The following is a 16,545-nucleotide window of genomic DNA, read 5'->3' on the forward strand; positions in this document are numbered from 1 at the left end:
CACTCTGACGGCTGAAGCGCCGGGCGGTGAGATTCCGACCCATCGCTCGTCTAGTAGATGAGGACCTCCCCAGGCCTCGATGGAGCGGGTTCGCCCGCGGTTGCGGGATCTGCCCTCCCACTCATCCCGCAGCGTCGCGAAGAAGGGGGAGCGTCACCCCAACGCTCCTCCTCCTCGCTGGTGGGTCGCCCGTTGCGCCGGGGTGAGGCCGGGGTGAGAGCTCGGGTGGATTATCCGCCGATCGCTCTTTCGAGGGCGGTCTTCCCTGTTCTCTTCTCCTAGGGGAACGGACGACTGCCGTCCGTGCAGGGGGAAACATGATCTACGCACAGGAGCGCGCCGGGATCGCGGTCGCGGGGGCCAGCGAGCAGAACGCCCTCGCTCGACGCACGAATACGGGCGATCTGCAGGCTGCCGACCTGCTGCTGTCGCAGAATCTGCCGGAGCTGCGCATCCTGTCGCGCGTCATCGCCGGTCGGGCGATGGACGCCGAGGATCTGCTGTCGTCGGCCCTGCTGACGACATGGGAGAAATGGACGCAGGGACGCGGTCCCGTCGAGAAGACGCAGGCGTATATCGCGCAGTCGATGCGCAACCGCCTGCGTGACGAGATGCGCTCGCCGCGTTCGCACAACGTGGCGCTCGATCCGCACGAGCACGAGTTCTTCTGCGCCGACGAGACGGATCGGGTGCACGCGCAGATCGACCATTCGATCGTGGCGCTCGCGATGTCGCGTCTGTCGGCGGAACAGCGGATGCTCCTCAACGATGTCATCGTCGACGGGCGCAAGCCCCACACCCTCGGTGCCGAGCTGGGTCGTTCGGCGGCGGTGATCAGTACGGCCGTCTACCGTGCCAAGGCGGCGCTGCGCACCGAACTGGTCGTGGAGTGTCTTCGCCGTGCGTGCACGGATGAGCACTGCGCCGCGGAACACCGCCGTGTCGCGGGAGTCGTCGCCGCCAAGTCCACGTGGGACGACGCGTGTCCCGAGGTGGAGTCCGTGCGCCGATGCCCGGCATGCAGCGCAGGGCTCGAGGCGTACGCCGTGCTGGCCGGCGTCGCGCTCGTCCGGTGATGTTCTGATCCCTCGTTCGTCTAGTAAGAGACGACCGTCGCCCGACGCCGGTCCGTCACACCATCACAACGGGGAGGAACACGGACATGAGTACGAAGAGAGGCTCGCGCTGGCGCGAGGCCACGGGGAGAGGCGCCCGTCGGGCGCTGTTGGCGGGAGTGCTGTCGTTCGTGCTCGCCGCCGTCGGACTGCTGACGGTGCCGGTCGCGGCCCAGGCCGCAGACGGCGACTTCACGGTCGCTCTGACGACGGAACCGACCGTTCCGTTCAAGGAGAACTACAACTACACCGCATCGATCACCTACACCGGGGTGAACGCGACGAACCCGTCGGCTCCGACGATTCTGACGACGATCCTGCCCGAGGGCACAGCCTTCGAATCGGTGCCGTCGGGTGACGGTCAGCCGGTTTCGGGGTACACGTACAACCCGACGACGCGTGAGCTCGTGCTCACCCTGCGACCCGCCACCGAGCAGCTCGTGAGTGTGGTGTACACCGTGCGCCAGGTCGACAACGACGAGAAGTATTCGGGAATGACGCTCGACACGTCGATGACCGCGACCGGGGGGCCCAGCGGTCCGGTGTCGTCCGGCCCGGTGAGCACGGAGGTCGTCTCGGGTAACGACTATTACGCCACCAAGTCCGCGGCCACCGTCAACGGCAGCGACAACCGCACGGTGACCTACACGTTCGGCGCCGGCTATGCGGGTACGCCCTTCACCTCGCACGCTCGCGTGCTGACGGATGTGTTCCCCGCAGGCACGGTGCTGGTCGGCACGACGGGCGCGGGTTGGGACACCAGCGCCTTCCCGACGGCGGTCTTCACCAGCACCGCTCTGTACGGGGCGAACGGCGATGTCTTCAATGCTGGAACGATCACGGTGCGATACCCGGCCTCCGTGCCGGAGTGGCAGGTCGGCTCGCGCCCGCCCGTCAACACGGTGACGCTGCGCACCCAGGATGCGAACGGCGTGTGGCGCGATCAGGCTCCCGCGAGCACTCAGGGTCCCGTCTTCGGCGAGGGCGGCGCACCCGGCGTCAGCGCGACCAAGTCCGCTCCGGCGACAAGCAGCGCGGGTCTTCGCACCCACTACACGCAGACGACGGGCGCCTACAACGGTGCTGACGGGACGCCGGATGCTCCCGAGCTCGTGCTCACCGACAGCGGGGCGGCAGGTCTGGGATCGAACTCCTGGTACCACCACAACGACGTGTCGCAGCTGTACATCCAGTTCGACCCGAGCCTGACGGCGCGGAACCTCGGCTACAAGATCGAGTACCAGACCAACTGGTCGGCGACGTGGACCGAATACACCGCGTACAACTCGGCACCCACGACGGCGAACCCCAAGGTCCTCTCGGTCGCGAACGTCGGTTCGACCAACCTCGGCGGCACCGATCAGCTGATGCTCGAGGTCGGGCAGGTGCTGACCGGATGGCGGGTGACACTGGCGCCGAGCGAGGGCGAGACCGTGCCCGTCGGCTCCGAGGTGCGTGTTCGCCTCGGCTCTCAGCCCGTCTTCCGCGACATCGCCGACGGAATTTTCGAAGCCCCCGCGGCAGCGGGCGTCGGCCCGGGCGTGCTCACCAACACCCTCGAGGTGACGGCGGCCGGCCTGACCGGCACGGCGAGTGCTCCGTTCACACCGCTCGATTCGGTGCACCTGACGACGAACATCTCGGCGCCCACATCGCTCTCCGTGGGGGGCAGTGGCGTCTTCACCGCAGGCATCGTCAACCAGAACCCCTCCGAGACCTATGAGGACTCGGTGATGAACGTCGTTCTGCCGTGCGGAGTTCTCTACGACGGGTCGAGCATCACGCCGCTGCCGAATCGGACGGAAGACGTGGGCATCCCGCAGGCTCCGTCAGTCGGCGAGGGGGTGTCGGTCGACACCTCGAAGCGGATCGTGGATGCCGATGGCTGCGAACAGCAGGTGATCACGTTCTCGTTCGACGAGATCGCACCGATGCGCGCACCGGGCGCGGCGAAGAACGGTGAGGTCGGTACCGGCGGCTGGCGATACCAGATCCCCGTGATCGCCCTCGCGCAGTCGTATGACCCGACCGAGATCGTCGCGACCGCGACGTCGTACGTGTCGTCGGAGGACCCGCGCTTCATCGCGCAGGCCGATGGCGGCACCGGGGCGGTGACCGTGCCGATGCTCGGCCACGACTTCTTCCCCGACGTGCCGGACTTCGACCCGAACCGCACGGTCATCGCGGTGGCGTCGGCGAACACGTCGATCAACACCGCCGGCGGTCTTCTGATCTCGAAGCTGTCGAGCGCGTCGGCCACCGGGCCCTGGGCGCTGACCACCGAGGTCGGTGCCGAGTCGTTCTGGCAGATCTATGTCAGTGACATCCTGCCCAACCCGGTGACCAACGTCGTGTTTTTCGACAAGCTGCCGAGCATCGCCGACGGCGATGATTTCGACACGCATCTGACCGGGCCCGTCACCGGAGCGCCGGCGGGCGCCACGGTCGAGTACTCGACGGATGCGACGAGCGCGACGACGGGCACTTGGACGACGAATCCGGCCGAGGCGACGGCCTTCCGGATCGCGGCAGGCACGCTGACGTCGGGGGCGGCGTTCACGCTCGTCGTTCCGACCGCCAACCTCGGCGACCTCTCGTACGGCCAGACCGACACGAACACCGTGTCGGCGACCGGCGTCTACGGGGGCACTCCGGTCTCGTTCGCTTCGAACGAGGCTGCCGTCACCGTCCAGGCGGTGCCGAGCCTCTCCCTGGTCAAGAAGACCAACGGCGTCGAGTACGACGCGGCTCCCGGCGCGCTGGTCGCCGAGGGGTCGACCGTGACGTGGACGTACGAGGTCACCAACACCGGTGATGTGCCACTGGATGACATCACGGTGGCGGACGCCTTCGTCGACGGAAGCGGTGCCGAGGGCGACCTCGCGCCGGTGTCGCCGGCGACGGGTCCGCTGCTCCCGGGCGAGACCCGCACGTTCGAGGCGACGGGCACGGCGGTGGCCGGGCAGTACCAGAACACGGCGACAGCGACGGCGACGGCGGTCGACGAGGCTGGTGCGGCGCTGCCGCAGCAGCCGACCCCGGCGATCGACGACTCCTGGTATCTCGCGGGCGACTCGGGTTTGTCGATCGTGAAGACCACGAACGGTGAAGACGTGACGTCGGCTCCCGGTCTCTGGCTGACGCCGGGGCAGGACGTCGAGTGGGCGTACACGGTCACCAACACCGGTGGGTTCCCGCTCGTCGATGTGAGCGTGATCGATGTCGACGCCGATGGCGAGACGGTGTTCGACAGCGTGATCGACCGGCTCGAGCCTGGCGAGAGCGTCACGCTCACCGCCGAGGGAATCGCGATCGTCGGGCAGTACCACAACACCGTGACGGCCGAGGCATCCGATCCGGTGGGTGACGGCACGCTGTCGGCGGCCGACGACTCGTGGTACTTCGGTGTGGAGTCGGGCATCGCTGTCGACAAGCTCGTCGCAGCGAGCCTCACCGGGCCCTGGGCCGAGTCGGTCGAGGTCAAGTCCGGAGCTGCCACCTACTGGCAGCTCACTGTCACCAACACGGGCAACTCGCCTCTCACCGATGTGACGCTCGACGACCCGAAGCTCGGCGAGACCGTCGACATCGGTGATCTGGCCGCGGGCGAGTCCGCGGTGGTCGTGCTCACGCTCGATCGCACCACGCAGGACATCACGAACGTCGTCGCGGCGACGGGAACCGACCCGCTCGGCGGGTCGGTCACCGACGCGGACGATGCGAAGGCGACGGTGGTCGTCTCGGGCCTGGCGATCACGGGCGGTGGCTTCGCCGTCGGCATGCTGGTGCTCGGACTGGCGTTCCTGGGTGGAGGGGCGTTCTTCCTGATCCGCCGACGTCGCTCGGCGCAGTAGCGCACCGCGTCGACCCGCGCCCGGGCATCCCTCGACCGAGGGGTGCCCGGGCGCAGTCGTCTCGCCGCAGACGAGGCATCCGCACCGTCAGATCTGCGCGCCTCATTCGTTGTACCAACGTGTCGGCTGCCCGGGTCGACCGAGGTCGAGCGTGCATCGTCGACCGAGGGGAGGGAAGCGTTCGCGTCTCGACGTCGAGACGACACGGGGGAGGCATGACGCGGCGGCGCCGAGATTCTGGTGCCGCAGACTCGATTCCGCAGACGTGTGGGTCGAGAATGAAGATGATTGGGGAGGTCATCGGATGGCGGGACTGGGGAGGCGGCGCGGGGACGACCCTGCGCTCCTGCGCGAGTATCAGGAGGACGACCGGCTCAGCGCCGCCGCGAACGAGGGGGACAGGTCGGCGGCCGGTGCGTTCCTCGCACGCAACCAGCGGCTGCTCGCAACCACGGCGCGGCGTCTGGCGGCCGGCGCGGTCGAGCCCGATGATCTGCTGTCCGACGCCCTGGTCAATCTGCTCACCCTGTGGAAGTCCGGCACCGGACCGAAGGAGAAGGCGAGCGCGTACGTCATCCGTTCCATGCGCAACCGCATGATCGACGAGTTCCGTTCGCCTCGATCACGCGTGCTTCCGCTCGTCGACGCCGAAGATCACCTGCCCACCGTGATGCAGGACACCCGCCACGTCGACCTGGGTCGTGAATACTCGCGGGTGCGTCAGGCGCTGCTTCTTCTTCCCGCCGACCAGCAGCATGTGCTGCGGGCCACGATCATCGACGGGCGCAAGCCCGCCGATCTCGAAGACGAACTCGATCGTTCCGCCTCGTCGATCTATGCGCTGAGCCTGCGCGCTCGCCGCGGACTCCGACGGGCGATGCTGCGCGTCATGCTCGAAGAGGATGCTCCGCCCGAGGAGTGCCGGCACGCGGCGACCCGTCTGCCCCCGGTCATCGCCGCAGATGTCGACGAGACCGGCGACGCTCCCGGAATGGACCACATCCGCGGCTGCCGGCGCTGCCGCCGGGTCTGGGGAAGGTTCGCATCCACCGCCTCCCTGCTGGGCGTCGTCACCTGCCTGCTGGTCGGCGGCGTCGTGTTCACGCCCACGAGTGCGCAGGCGGCGGAGCATCCGTCGTCCGAACCGCGCGGCCAAACCGGCACGCCACCGCGCCCGGCAGGCGCGGTGCGCGGCAAGGGCGCCGGGCGCGGGGGTGCCGGATGGTCGCTGGGCACGCTCGTCTGGTCGGCGCTGCCCTTCGTGGCGATCGCGTCGGGCCTCGCGATCCTGGCGTTCGCGGTGCTCCCGCCGCTGCTCGCGGAGCCCGAGGTCGAGGGCGGCGTGGCGGGCGACTCCGACCTGGTCGTCACCTCTCAGGTGCTCGAGCCCGGGCGCGCGTCGCTCGACATCTCTCTCACCGGGCGGGGTGACACGTCGACGGTGACGCTGCTGCTCCCCGCCGGCGTGACGGTCGCGTCGACGCCCGAGAGCTGGGAGTGCCAGACGACGGATGTCGAGCTCGACTGCGCGATCGACGGCCCGCCGCACGGGGTGATCGAACTGATCGACTCGCGTGCCGAACAGACCGGCGATTACCGGCTCACGGTGTCGGCGACCGTCGGCGAGCAGACCGTCACCGGCACCGCCTGGGGGCAGATCTCCGACGACGTGCAGACCGTGCGCGCGTCGATCGACTGAGGCGGCTACGCCCTCGACCGTGACCTGTCAACGGGCATCCCTTCGGGTCGAGGCACGGGCACTCTGGAAGCCTCACGACCGACGACGAGAGGACTCAACATGTCGAATCCCGAAGGACTCATCAACTCCATCGGTTCGCAGGAACCCGCCATTCTTCCCGAGGAGGAGCTGGTCGAGGGCGACGATTCGACCCTTCCCGACGATGATGTGTCGGCCGAAGCGCGAATCGAGGGCCAGGACGCGATCGGCGGAGGCATCAACACCGATCCCGATCTGGGCATCGCCGATTCGCCCGACGAGGTCGACGACGACGCGCGATGAATAGCCCCGTCAACGACGGATCGACTCCGTCGAACGTGCAGAACCCCGCCGACGCCGACGCGCAGGCGCGCATCGCGGAACTACTCGAAGAGCGGCAGCGACACGGTGGAGGTGCAGAGCAGGTGCCTGCTGGCGGTGGCGGTGCCGATTCGGGTGCCGCTGCGGCGGTGGGCGTCGATGACGCAACCGACGACGCAGCAACCACCGAAGCCGACTCGTACTACTCGCAGCACAATGACGAGCCGGGTGTCGGCAACCGCCGCCCCGGCTGACCCCTCATCGTCGGGGACGCTTCGACAGGCTCAGCGACCCAGCTGTGGGCCCCTGAGCCTGTCGCGAGATGGGCCCCTGAGCCTGTCGAAGGGTCTGCCCGGGGACCCCGCTCACAGCGTCGACGGGTGCAGCACGACCTTGATGCAGCCGTCTTCCTTGCGCTGGAACGTGCGATAGAGGTCGGGGGCGTCGGCGAGCGGAGCGTGGTGGGTCGTCAGATCCATCACGCCCAGCGGGTCGCCCGCGTCTTCGACCAGCGGCATCAGGTCGTCGATCCACCGCTTCACGTTGCACTGCCCCATGCGCAGGCTGATCTGCTTGTCGAACAGTGTCTTCATCGGCATGAGGTCGGCATCGCCGGCATAGACGCCACTGAGTGAGACCGTTCCGCCGCGGCGCACCACGTCGATCGATGCGTAGACCGCGGCCAACCGGTCGATGCCCGCCTTGTCGAGCACCTGGCGTGCGGCGGCGTCGGGGAGCAGACCCACCGCCTTCTGCATGAACGCGACGCCGGCGTTGCCGTGCGCTTCGAGGCCCACGGCATCCACCACCGAATCCGCTCCGCGACCGTCAGTGCGGTCGCGGAGTTCGTCGACGATGGTGTCGGTGAGGTCGAAGGTCTCGATGTCGTGACGCTCGGCCATCGCGCGCCGCTCGGGAACGGGGTCGACGGCGAGCACGCGGTAGCCGCGGTGGCGACCCACCCGGGCGACGAGCTGGCCGACCGGGCCGAGGCCCATCACGGCGAGGGTGCCGCCCTCGGGCACCTGCGCGTATTCGACGCCCTGCCATGCCGTCGGCAGGATGTCGCTGAGGAAGAGGTAGCGCTCGTCGGGGTGGTCGCTCCCGATCGCGATGTGGTTGTAGTCAGCGAGCGGCACGCGCAGGAACTCGGCCTGCCCGCCCGGAACCTGCCCGTACAGCTTCGTGTAGCCGAAGAGCGAGGCCCCGCTGCCATATTCGCGCACCTGCGTCGTCTCGCACTGGGACTGGAGTCCGCGCCTGCACATGAAGCACTCTCCGCACGAGATGTTGAAGGGGATGACGACGCGGTCGCCCGCCTTCAGCTTCGTGACTCCCGCTCCCACCTCGACGACGATGCCCATGGGCTCGTGACCGAGGATGTCGCCGCGATCGATGAACGGCCCCAGGAGTTCGTAGAGGTGCAGGTCGGATCCGCAGATCGCCGACGAGGTGACCTGGATGATGGCATCCGTCGGTTCCTGGATGACGGGATCGGGAACCTCCTCGACCGTCACGTTGCGTGTGCCCTGCCAGGTGAGTGCCTTCATCGTGATCCTCCGCTTCGACCGTGGTGTCGCAGGCCACGTTGCGCCGTTCGCGCGTGGCGGCATACCCGGTTGACAGGGCAGGGGGCGGATGCTTCGCCCGAACTACGCTGAAGGCAAGACCTCATCCCGCCGTCAGGAGTCGTTCGTGTTCACCGGTCTCAGTGCCTTTCCGCTCACGCCTTTTCGTGATGACCGCGTCGACCTCGCTGCGTACCGGCAGCTGGTCGGGCGTCTCGTCGACGCCGGCGTCGACTCGATCGGGCCGCTCGGCTCCACCGGCTCGTACGCGTATCTCGATCGCGAGGAGCGTCGCGCGGTCGCGGCAGCGACGGTGCAGCAGGCGGCCGGGATCCCGGTGATCGTCGGCATCGGTGCGACGCGCACGTCGCAGGTGCAGGCCCTCGCCGCTGACGCGCAGGAGGTGGGCGCATCGGCGGTGCTCCTCGCGCCGGTCAGCTACCAGCCCCTCACCGACGACGATGTCTTCGGGCTGTACGAAGACGTCTCCGCGGGGCTCTCCGGGCCGCTCGTTGTCTACGACAACCCCGGCACGACCCGCTTCACGTTCTCGCTCGACCTGTATGCGCGCATCGCCGAGCTTCCAGCGGTGGGTGCGATCAAGATCCCTCCGGTCGGAGACGTCGCCGCATCTCGCGCCCGTGTAGGGGCGATCCGCGCGGTGGTGCCCGATCGGGTGAGCATCGGCATCTCCGGTGATGGCGCCGCAGCGGCCGGACTGCTCGGCGGGTGCGACGCGTGGTTCACCGCAGTGGGAGGGACGATCCCCCACGCGATGCTCGCGATCGCGCGCCCGGCGCTCGCCGGAGACGACGCGGCTCTGACGGAATCGGCACGCCTGCAGCCGCTGTGGGACCTCTTCGCCGCGCACGGAAGCGCCCGTGTGACCGCAGCGATCGCCGAAGAACTCGGTCTGGTCGCGGCGCCGTCGCTGCCGCGCCCGTTGCTCGGACTCACCGGCGCCGACCGCGCGCGCGTCGCCGCCGTGGTGAGCGAGCTGGGGCTCGGTGACTGAGCCGCGCGGTTCATAACTCCTCAGATCGTTGCCCTCGGGGCGGAAACCGGGGTTCCTGTGGGCCGGCGCGCGCGTTTCTGAGGAGTTGTGAACCAGGAATGCCGGTCTCAACTCAGGAAGAACGGGTGATTTCGGTCAGATTCGGCCCGTTCTGGCCCCGACGGCTCCGGTCTTCCTGAGTTGGGTCCGGTGGCTACTCCGCCAGCGCCGCGGGCGTCACACCAGGGCGGCGCTCTCCTGCAGGGCGTGCACGACGGGCGCGAGCTCGGGCTGTTGCTCGGCCTCGCCGAGCGTGCGCTCGAGCGTCTCGTCGTGAATCGGATGCGCCTGGTCGTAGAGGGCGCGGCCGGCGGCGGTGAGCTCGGTGTAGATGCCGCGGCGATCGTCGGCGCACAAGATGCGCGTGAGCAGGCCGCGATCTTCGAGGCGGGTGACGAGCCGGGTGGTGGCGCTGGGGCTCAGCGCGGTGGCTCGCGCGAGCTGCTGCATCCGCATGTGCCAGCCGTCCTGTCTGCTGAGCGCGTCGAGCACGGTGTATTCGACGACGGAGAGGCCGGCGGATGCTCCGAGTGCACGTTCGAGCTCGGTCTCGATGATCCCGTGGAGTGCGGCGAGCGTGCGCCAGCCGCGTGCCCTGACCTCGACGGCGTCGTCTGAGATGCCCATGGTGACCTCCGAAAAGTCGTTGCTTGCGCAAAATAGTTGCGCGTGCAATCATTATGTTCCGGACGCAATATCCCGCGTCTGCAATCACTTTAGCAGAGGACTACGGAGCACCACCATGCCACTCGGACTCATCGCACTCGCCATCGGCGCCTTCGGGATCGGACTCACCGAGTTCGTGATCATGGGCCTGCTGCCCGAAGTCGCCACGGACTTCGCAGTGAGCGAGGCCACCGCAGGATGGCTCATCTCGGGCTATGCGTTGAGTGTCGCAGTGGGTGCACTCGTCGTCACCGCCGCCACGGTGCGCCTGCCGCGCAAGGCCGTGCTGATCGGGCTGCTCGTGCTGTTCATCGCCGGCAACGCGCTCACCGCCATGGCCCCCGACTACACCGGCGCCATGATCGGGCGCATCGTCGCCGCCCTCTGCCACGGTGCGTTCTTCGGCATCGGATCGGTCGTCGCCTCCGAGCTCGTCGCCCCCGACAAGAAGGCGGGCGCGATCTCGATCATGTTCACCGGCCTCACCGCGGCGAACGTGCTCGGTGTGCCCTTCGGCACCTTCATCGGCCAGCAGTTCGGCTGGCGTGCGACGTTCTGGGTGATCACCGTCATCGGCGTCGTCGCCCTGATCGGCATCGCCGCCGTCGTCAAGGCGCCCCGCGCCGACGGTGCCGTCGTGAGCCTGCGGCACGAGCTTGCAGCGTTCCGCTCCGGCCAGGTGTGGCTGTCGCTCGTCGTCACGGTGCTCGCCTTCGGCGGCATGTTCGGTGCGTTCACCTACGTCGCGTACACGCTCACTGCGGTCTCCGGCTTCGACACCGCGGCCGTGCCGTGGCTGCTCGTGCTCTTCGGTGTTGGTCTGGTGGCCGGAAACGCGATCGGCGGACGCCTGGCCGACCGCTCGATCGACCGCACCCTCCTGATCTTCATCGCCGCGCTCGTCGTCGTGCTCGGTGCATTCGCGCTGCTCGCGTGGTCGCAGCCGGCCACGATGGTGATCCTCGTACTCATGGGCGGCTTCGGGTTCGGCACCGTGCCCGCGCTGCAGAGCCGCATCATGCAGTACGCCGGCGGGGCTCCCACCCTCGCCTCGGGCGCGAACATCGGCGCCTTCAACGTCGGCAACGCGCTCGGCGCCTGGGCCGGTGGCGTGGGCATCGCGGCGGGCCTCGGCTACACCTCGCCCATCTGGATCGGCTCCGCGATCACGGCATCCGCTCTCGTGATCATGGTCTTCGCGGCGGTCTCGGCCGCCCGCCGCCCCGTCGTCACGCCGGCCGCGCCGCGCGAAACGGTCTCGGCCTGACGCGAGGGGTGGGCCTTCGACAGGCTCAGGGACCCAGTGACTGGGGCGCTGAGCCTGTCGAAGCGTCCCAGCACGGCTACTGCGCGCGCATGAACTCCTCGGCGGCGCGCACCTGATCAGCAGACGGACGGATGCCCGTGTAGAGCACGAACTGCTCCAGAGCCTGTCGGGTCGCGACCTCGGCCCCGCTGATCACGGTCTTCCCCGCGGCGCGGCCCGCGCGCACGAGGGGGGTCTCGGCGGGCAGCGCCACGACATCGAAGACGACGGATGCTGCGGCCACGGCATCCTCCGAGAACGCCAGTGCGTGCTCGTCGGCTCCGCCCGCCATGCCGATCGGGGTGATGTTCACGATGATGTCTGCGGTGGCGTCACCGGCGTCCGCCGCCCAGGCGAAACCGTAGAGGTCTGCGAGTCTGCGACCGGCCTGCTCGTTGCGCGCGACGATCGTGACGTTCGAGAAGCCGGCATCGCGGAACGCTGCGGCCGTCGCCTTGGCCATGCCGCCCGAGCCCTTCAACAGCACGGATGCCCCGGCGTCGAGTCCGTTCTCTTCGATGAGCTGCGCGATCGCCGAGTAGTCGGTGTTATAGGCGGTGAGTACGCCGTCGTCGTTCACGATCGTGTTGACCGACTCGATGGCGGTGGCCGAGGGGTCCATGTGATCGACGAGGGCGATGACGTCTTCCTTATACGGCATCGAGATCGCGCATCCGCGGATCCCGAGTCCCCGCACGCCGGTGATCGCCTGTGCCAGATCGGTCGGCGCGAAGGCCTTGTAGATCCAGTTGAGCTCGAGAGCCTCGTAGAGGAAATTGTGGAAGCGCGTGCCGTTGTTGCTCGGTCGAGCCGAGAGCGAGATGCACAGCGTCATGTCCTTGTTCAGCATGGTCACTCGACCAGGCTACTCAGGAGCGGGGGTTCGCGGATTCGGGGGAGAGGGGGCGACGGAGGTGTCTCCGCGCTGTCCGCCCCATCTCCACCCGAAACCTGCGATCCTTTCGGATCATTTTTCCCCACTTCACCCCTCCGACCTCCGGATTTATCCGTGGCGAGATCGGGTTTACTCCCCTATGGTGAAGATGCATGCACATGGGGATCGATCGTCTCCGTCTTTCCCCAGAAGACGGATGGCCTTCCCCAGAGGCAAGACGATCCGTGCATGCGATTGGGCCGTCTCGAGTAGTTCAGTCCCCAATGGGCTACTCGAGGCGGCCGCTATCGCCCATCTTCTCACCTTTTTTCTGATTTGTCCCCCAAATGGGGGACACGCAGGCGAAAAAAGGATATGGTGGAACCTGACGCACCCTCCGGTCGTCTTCGGCCCTCATCGCTCCCCCCGCGGTGAGGGCCACACCATTTTCAGAGCGAGGGTCCGTCCCAGCGGTTCTGCCGCTGTCTGATGACGCGCCAGATGTCGGATGCTTTCTCCGAAGCGCTCCCGCATCTGGCGCGTCGGCCCCCGAAGTCGCTCATGCAACATTTGGGTTACCTTCTGATTGCCACTATTGCCCTCAGCGCCTCCTCCACTAGCGTTAGCGATGTCGGGGCATACCTGCGTCGGCTTATTTTCCAGCAGAACAGGCAGTACATGAGCACCCAGGGCACTGTTAAGTGGTTCAACTCCGAGAAGGGCTTCGGCTTCATCTCCCCCGACGACGGAGGCGCTGACGTCTTCGCGCACTACTCCGCAATCGAATCATCCGGCTACCGCTCTCTCGAAGAGAACCAGCGAGTCGAGTTCGACGTCGCGCAGGGCCCCAAGGGCCTGCAGGCTGAGAACATCCGCCCCCTCTGAGGCGGCGTACGTCAGAACTCCTCACCGGAACGTCGCTCTTCGCGGCATCCGGTGGGGAGTTCTGTGCTTTCGGGGGTCAGGCGCCTCTCGTCGGATGCCTGGGCCGGGAGATCGTCAGGTGAGCAGCAGGGCGCGGAGCTCGTCGACGGATGCCGCGCGGAACGCCGCCTCGTCACCCTCGTGAGAATCGCTGAAGCCCCACTCGACGAAGATCACCGGCACGCCGTTGGCGTTGCCGCCCTCGACGTCGTGGTGGCGGTCGCCGATCAGTACGGGGCGCGAAACGTCGGCGCCCAGATCGGTCAGCCGGCGCAGGGCCTCGGCCACGATGTCGGTCTTCGATGCGAGGGTCGACTCGTCGGGGGTGGCGCCCACGGTCGTGAGGAACGCCGGCCGCAGCGCGAAGTGATCGATCAGGGCGTCGACCTGGTTCTCGGGCTTCGAGCTGGCCGTCGCCTGCGGGATGCCCGCGGCGTGCACGTCGTTGATGAGTTCCGTCACGCCGGGGTAGGTCCTGACGTCGGTCGTGTACCCGTCGGCCTTGCCGAGCGTGCGGTAGAAGGCGACGGCCTCGGCGGACTGCTCCGGCGTCATGCCGGCCTGGTCCTGGAACGACTGGAACATGGGCGGCCCGATCCAGTGCACCAGCTGGTCGCGCGTCGGCGCCGGGTGCCCGAAGTGGGTGAGGGCGATGTCGAGGCGACGGAGGATGCCGATGGATGCATCGACGATCGTGCCGTCGACATCCCAGAGCACGCACGAATACGGGGAAGAGGCCATGCCTGCCAGCCTATGGGCAGGGTGCAGCCGGGCGGAAAACGGTGAACATCCGTGCAGCGGATGCGGTGTTCAGAACAGGCGGGGGATGCCCGACTCGATGCCCTTCATGTCGTCGTAGTCGAGCACGAGGCAACGGATGCCGCGGTCTTCGGCGAGCACACGGGCCTGCGGCTTGATCTCCTGCGCGGCGAAGACGCCCTGCACGGGGGAGAGGTGCGGGTCACGGCCCAGCAGTTCGAGGTAGCGGGTCAGCTGCTCGACGCCGTCGATGTCGCCGCGGCGCTTGATCTCGACCGCGATGGCGGCGCCGTCGGCATCACGCACCAGCAGATCGACCGGGCCGATCGCCGTCGGGTACTCGCGACGCACGAGGGTCGCGCCCTCGGAGATGCGCTCGACCTGCTCGGCGAGCAGACGCTGCAGGTCGGCCTCGACACCGTCTTTCTGCAGGCCGGGGTCGATGCCCAGCTCGTGCGAGGTGTCGTGGATGACCTCGTAGATCTGCACGCGCAGCGCATCGCCGGTCTTCTTGTGGGTGACGCGCCACACTTCGACGACACCGGCGGTCGCCTCTTCTTCGCCGGGTTCTTCGGAGGTGAGCGTGCACGGCGGGCTCATCCAGTTCAACGGCTTGTAGCTGCCGCCGTCGGAGTGCACGAGCAGACTCCCGTCTCCCTTGTGCACGAGCAGACGCGTGGCAAGCGGAAGATGGGCATTGAGCCGACCGGTGTAGTCGACCGAGCAGCGGGCGATGACGAGACGCACCCGTCGAGCCTACTTCGTCGCGGAGGTGTCTGCGGTCAGTGCGGGTGCGCTCCGCTCAGGCGAAGCGCTCGCGGGTCTGCGGGTCGTAGAGGCGGAACCCGAGCGGATGCATCGCGTCGATGACCGCGTTGAGATGGTTGCCGTCCTGGATGCCGTAGGCGGTGAACTGGGCGAGCTGGATGCCGATGCTGACGTCGAAAGCAGGGCCGTCGTGGCCACTGCCTGGCGGGTGGAGGAAGTTCGCATCACGCGTCCATCCCACGAGCCCGTCGAGAGCTCGATCCACCTCGGCCGCATCGATCACTCCGACCCCGGCGATGAGGTCATCGGCGAACGCCAGGTACGTCTCATCCGGGTCGAGGTCGTCGCCGCCGGCCCAGAACGCGAGTGTGTAGCTCATCCGAACATCATGCCCGAGTGTCGGCAGCGATCTTTTCGTCGTCGCGGAGGGGGCGTGCCGCCCCGGAGAACAGGCCGGATGCCACGATCAGCACGACCAGGATGAACAGCGTGTTGAGCAGACCGATGTGCTCGCTGATGAACCCCAGCACCGGAGGACCGCCGAGGAACGCGACGTAGCCGATCGTCGCTGCGGCGCTGACGCGGGCGGCGGCCTTGGCCGGGTCGTCGGCCGCGGCCGACATGCCGATCGGGAATCCGAGCGAGGCGCCGATGCCCCAGAGAGCCGCGCCGACGAGCACCAGCGGGAAGGTCGGCGCGAGGATGAAGAGGAGCACTCCGCCGGCGGCCGATACAGCGAGCACGCGCAGCACCGCCACGCGACCGAAACGGTCGACGAGGGGGCCGCCGAACAGCCGCACCACCGTCATTCCGACCGAGAACACGGCGAGGGCGATGGCGCCGGTGCCGGTCGTGAAGCCGTGGCCCTGCTCGGTGCCGAGTGCGATCCAGTCGTTGGCTCCGCCCTCGGCGAAGGCCATGCCGAGCATGACGACGCCGAGAAGGTACGTGCGGGGTTCGCGCCAGGCCTCGAGCGAGGTGTGCAGGCGCTCGCGCCAGGCCGGCTTCTCGGCGGGCTGCGGGTCGAGCGCGGCCTCGCGCGACGGCGCCTGGAAGAAGCAGACGACGGCGACCACGGCGAGCAGCACGCCCATGATGCCGGCGTGCACGGCGACGGTGAGGCTGAGCCAGGCGGCGAGGGCTCCGATGCCCGCGCCGATCACCGTGCCGAAGCTGAAGAACGCGTGGAACACCGGCAGCACGGTCTTGCCCATCTGCTGCTCGATCGCGGTGGCTTCGACGTTCATCATGACGTCGAGGCATCCGTTCCCGAAGCCGAACAGCACCATCCCCGCGAGCACGACGGGAACCGACGCGAAGACGGTCGCGCCGACGCCGACGAGCGCGATGCCGACCGAGAACATGAGCATCATCATCAGCATTCCGCGGCGTGCGCCGGTGCGGGCCATCACGGCGGGACTGATCGAGATGCCGATGATCGACGCGATGCCCATGCCCAGCAGGATGAGCCCGACCTGGGCGTTGTCGAGCCGCAGATCGGCCTTGATGCTGGGCACGCGCGACGCCCAGGTGGCGATCGACAGGCCGCTGGCCATGAAGATCGCGAAGATCGCCGCGCGCCAACGGACGAACTGCGAGCGAGTGAGGGCGGCTTCCAT

General features: G+C 68.1%; 15 protein-coding genes. 8 read left to right on the forward strand and 7 right to left on the reverse strand.

Annotation, left to right across the window (positions count from 1 at the left end; all coding sequences use genetic code 11):
- Positions 1-317 precede the first annotated feature (317 nt).
- The 5 genes from ACIOSY_RS02665 to ACIOSY_RS02685 all read left to right on the forward strand — a co-directional run bounded on the left by ACIOSY_RS02665 (position 318) and on the right by ACIOSY_RS02685 (position 7,261).
- Positions 318-1,076, forward strand: a complete 759-nt coding sequence (locus tag ACIOSY_RS02665; RefSeq protein ID WP_400848565.1) for an RNA polymerase sigma factor — start codon at positions 318-320, stop codon at positions 1,074-1,076.
- A gap of 86 nt (positions 1,077-1,162) precedes the next feature.
- Entirely contained in the window at positions 1,163-4,969 is a 3,807-nt protein-coding gene (locus ACIOSY_RS02670; RefSeq protein WP_400848568.1) for a hypothetical protein, read from the forward strand.
- A 304-nt stretch (positions 4,970-5,273) separates the two neighbouring features.
- Positions 5,274-6,668 carry a sigma-70 family RNA polymerase sigma factor gene (locus tag ACIOSY_RS02675; protein WP_400848571.1) on the forward strand — a complete coding sequence of 465 codons (1,395 nt, stop codon included), beginning with the start codon at positions 5,274-5,276 and terminating at the stop codon, positions 6,666-6,668.
- Positions 6,669-6,767: 99 nt separating this feature from the next.
- Positions 6,768-6,989: a hypothetical protein gene (locus tag ACIOSY_RS02680; RefSeq protein WP_400848574.1), complete on the forward strand. Its 222-nt coding sequence runs from the start codon at positions 6,768-6,770 to the stop codon at positions 6,987-6,989.
- Positions 6,986-7,261 carry a hypothetical protein gene (locus tag ACIOSY_RS02685; protein ID WP_400848577.1) on the forward strand — a complete coding sequence of 92 codons (276 nt, stop codon included), beginning with the start codon at positions 6,986-6,988 and terminating at the stop codon, positions 7,259-7,261. The genes ACIOSY_RS02680 and ACIOSY_RS02685 overlap by 4 nt, the downstream gene beginning before the upstream one ends.
- A 111-nt stretch (positions 7,262-7,372) precedes the next feature.
- On the opposite strand, the gene ACIOSY_RS02690 is transcribed toward ACIOSY_RS02685, so the two are convergent.
- Positions 7,373-8,557, reverse strand: a complete 1,185-nt coding sequence (locus ACIOSY_RS02690; RefSeq protein ID WP_400848580.1) for a zinc-dependent alcohol dehydrogenase — start codon at positions 8,555-8,557, stop codon at positions 7,373-7,375.
- An 88-nt stretch (positions 8,558-8,645) separates the two neighbouring features.
- On the opposite strand from ACIOSY_RS02690, the gene ACIOSY_RS02695 reads away from it, so the two are divergent.
- Positions 8,646-9,590 (forward strand): dihydrodipicolinate synthase family protein, encoded by a 945-nt coding sequence (locus ACIOSY_RS02695; protein ID WP_400848583.1) that lies wholly within the window; start codon positions 8,646-8,648, stop codon positions 9,588-9,590.
- A gap of 216 nt (positions 9,591-9,806) precedes the next feature.
- Here ACIOSY_RS02695 and ACIOSY_RS02700 read toward each other — a convergent pair whose 3' ends face one another.
- Complete coding sequence (locus ACIOSY_RS02700) at positions 9,807-10,256, reverse strand: MarR family winged helix-turn-helix transcriptional regulator (protein ID WP_400848586.1); 450 nt, start codon at positions 10,254-10,256, stop codon at positions 9,807-9,809.
- Between the two features lie 115 nt (positions 10,257-10,371).
- Here ACIOSY_RS02700 and ACIOSY_RS02705 point away from each other — a divergent pair, with 115 nt between their 5' ends.
- A complete protein-coding gene (locus tag ACIOSY_RS02705; protein ID WP_400848589.1) occupies positions 10,372-11,562 on the forward strand; it encodes an MFS transporter in 1,191 nt (396 codons plus the stop codon).
- 76 nt (positions 11,563-11,638) lie between these two features.
- Here the strand turns inward: ACIOSY_RS02705 and ACIOSY_RS02710 are convergent, their stop codons facing one another.
- On the reverse strand, positions 11,639-12,457 hold the full coding sequence (locus ACIOSY_RS02710) for a shikimate 5-dehydrogenase (RefSeq protein ID WP_400848592.1): 819 nt from the start codon (positions 12,455-12,457) through the stop codon (positions 11,639-11,641).
- Between the two features lie 696 nt (positions 12,458-13,153).
- Here ACIOSY_RS02710 and ACIOSY_RS02715 point away from each other — a divergent pair.
- Positions 13,154-13,360, forward strand: a complete 207-nt coding sequence (locus ACIOSY_RS02715) for a cold-shock protein (protein ID WP_042540947.1) — start codon at positions 13,154-13,156, stop codon at positions 13,358-13,360.
- Between the two features lie 114 nt (positions 13,361-13,474).
- Here the strand turns inward: ACIOSY_RS02715 and ACIOSY_RS02720 are convergent, their stop codons facing one another.
- The 4 genes from ACIOSY_RS02720 to ACIOSY_RS02735 all read right to left on the reverse strand — a co-directional run bounded on the left by ACIOSY_RS02720 (position 13,475) and on the right by ACIOSY_RS02735 (position 16,545).
- Positions 13,475-14,140 (reverse strand): HAD hydrolase-like protein, encoded by a 666-nt coding sequence (locus ACIOSY_RS02720; protein WP_400848595.1) that lies wholly within the window; start codon positions 14,138-14,140, stop codon positions 13,475-13,477.
- Between the two features lie 69 nt (positions 14,141-14,209).
- On the reverse strand, positions 14,210-14,905 hold the full coding sequence (gene nucS / locus ACIOSY_RS02725) for an endonuclease NucS (protein WP_400848598.1): 696 nt from the start codon (positions 14,903-14,905) through the stop codon (positions 14,210-14,212).
- 55 nt (positions 14,906-14,960) lie between these two features.
- Positions 14,961-15,305, reverse strand: coding sequence for a hypothetical protein (locus ACIOSY_RS02730; RefSeq protein WP_400848601.1), 345 nt, complete (start codon positions 15,303-15,305; stop codon positions 14,961-14,963).
- Between the two features lie 7 nt (positions 15,306-15,312).
- Positions 15,313-16,545, reverse strand: coding sequence for an MFS transporter (locus tag ACIOSY_RS02735; RefSeq protein WP_400848604.1), 1,233 nt, complete (start codon positions 16,543-16,545; stop codon positions 15,313-15,315).

Source organism: Microbacterium sp. NPDC087665, from assembly GCF_044743285.1.
Taxonomy (GTDB): Bacteria; Actinomycetota; Actinomycetes; order Actinomycetales; family Microbacteriaceae; genus Microbacterium.

What these genes read in the sequence shown, in the direction of transcription:
- ACIOSY_RS02685 (WP_400848577.1), top strand. Translation starts at nt 6,986, where the DNA reads ATGAATAGCCCCGTCAACGACGGATCGACTCCGTCGAACGTGCAGAAC.
- ACIOSY_RS02675 (WP_400848571.1), top strand. Translation starts at nt 5,274, where the DNA reads ATGGCGGGACTGGGGAGGCGGCGCGGGGACGACCCTGCGCTCCTGCGC.
- ACIOSY_RS02715 (WP_042540947.1), top strand. Translation starts at nt 13,154, where the DNA reads ATGAGCACCCAGGGCACTGTTAAGTGGTTCAACTCCGAGAAGGGCTTC.
- ACIOSY_RS02680 (WP_400848574.1), top strand. Translation starts at nt 6,768, where the DNA reads ATGTCGAATCCCGAAGGACTCATCAACTCCATCGGTTCGCAGGAACCC.
- ACIOSY_RS02695 (WP_400848583.1), top strand. Translation starts at nt 8,646, where the DNA reads ATGCTTCGCCCGAACTACGCTGAAGGCAAGACCTCATCCCGCCGTCAG.
- ACIOSY_RS02730 (WP_400848601.1), bottom strand. Translation starts at nt 15,305, where the DNA reads ATGAGCTACACACTCGCGTTCTGGGCCGGCGGCGACGACCTCGACCCG.
- ACIOSY_RS02665 (WP_400848565.1), top strand. Translation starts at nt 318, where the DNA reads ATGATCTACGCACAGGAGCGCGCCGGGATCGCGGTCGCGGGGGCCAGC.
- ACIOSY_RS02735 (WP_400848604.1), bottom strand. Translation starts at nt 16,545, where the DNA reads ATGGAAGCCGCCCTCACTCGCTCGCAGTTCGTCCGTTGGCGCGCGGCG.
- ACIOSY_RS02700 (WP_400848586.1), bottom strand. Translation starts at nt 10,256, where the DNA reads ATGGGCATCTCAGACGACGCCGTCGAGGTCAGGGCACGCGGCTGGCGC.
- ACIOSY_RS02705 (WP_400848589.1), top strand. Translation starts at nt 10,372, where the DNA reads ATGCCACTCGGACTCATCGCACTCGCCATCGGCGCCTTCGGGATCGGA.
- ACIOSY_RS02690 (WP_400848580.1), bottom strand. Translation starts at nt 8,557, where the DNA reads ATGAAGGCACTCACCTGGCAGGGCACACGCAACGTGACGGTCGAGGAG.
- ACIOSY_RS02720 (WP_400848595.1), bottom strand. Translation starts at nt 14,140, where the DNA reads ATGGCCTCTTCCCCGTATTCGTGCGTGCTCTGGGATGTCGACGGCACG.
- ACIOSY_RS02670 (WP_400848568.1), top strand. Translation starts at nt 1,163, where the DNA reads ATGAGTACGAAGAGAGGCTCGCGCTGGCGCGAGGCCACGGGGAGAGGC.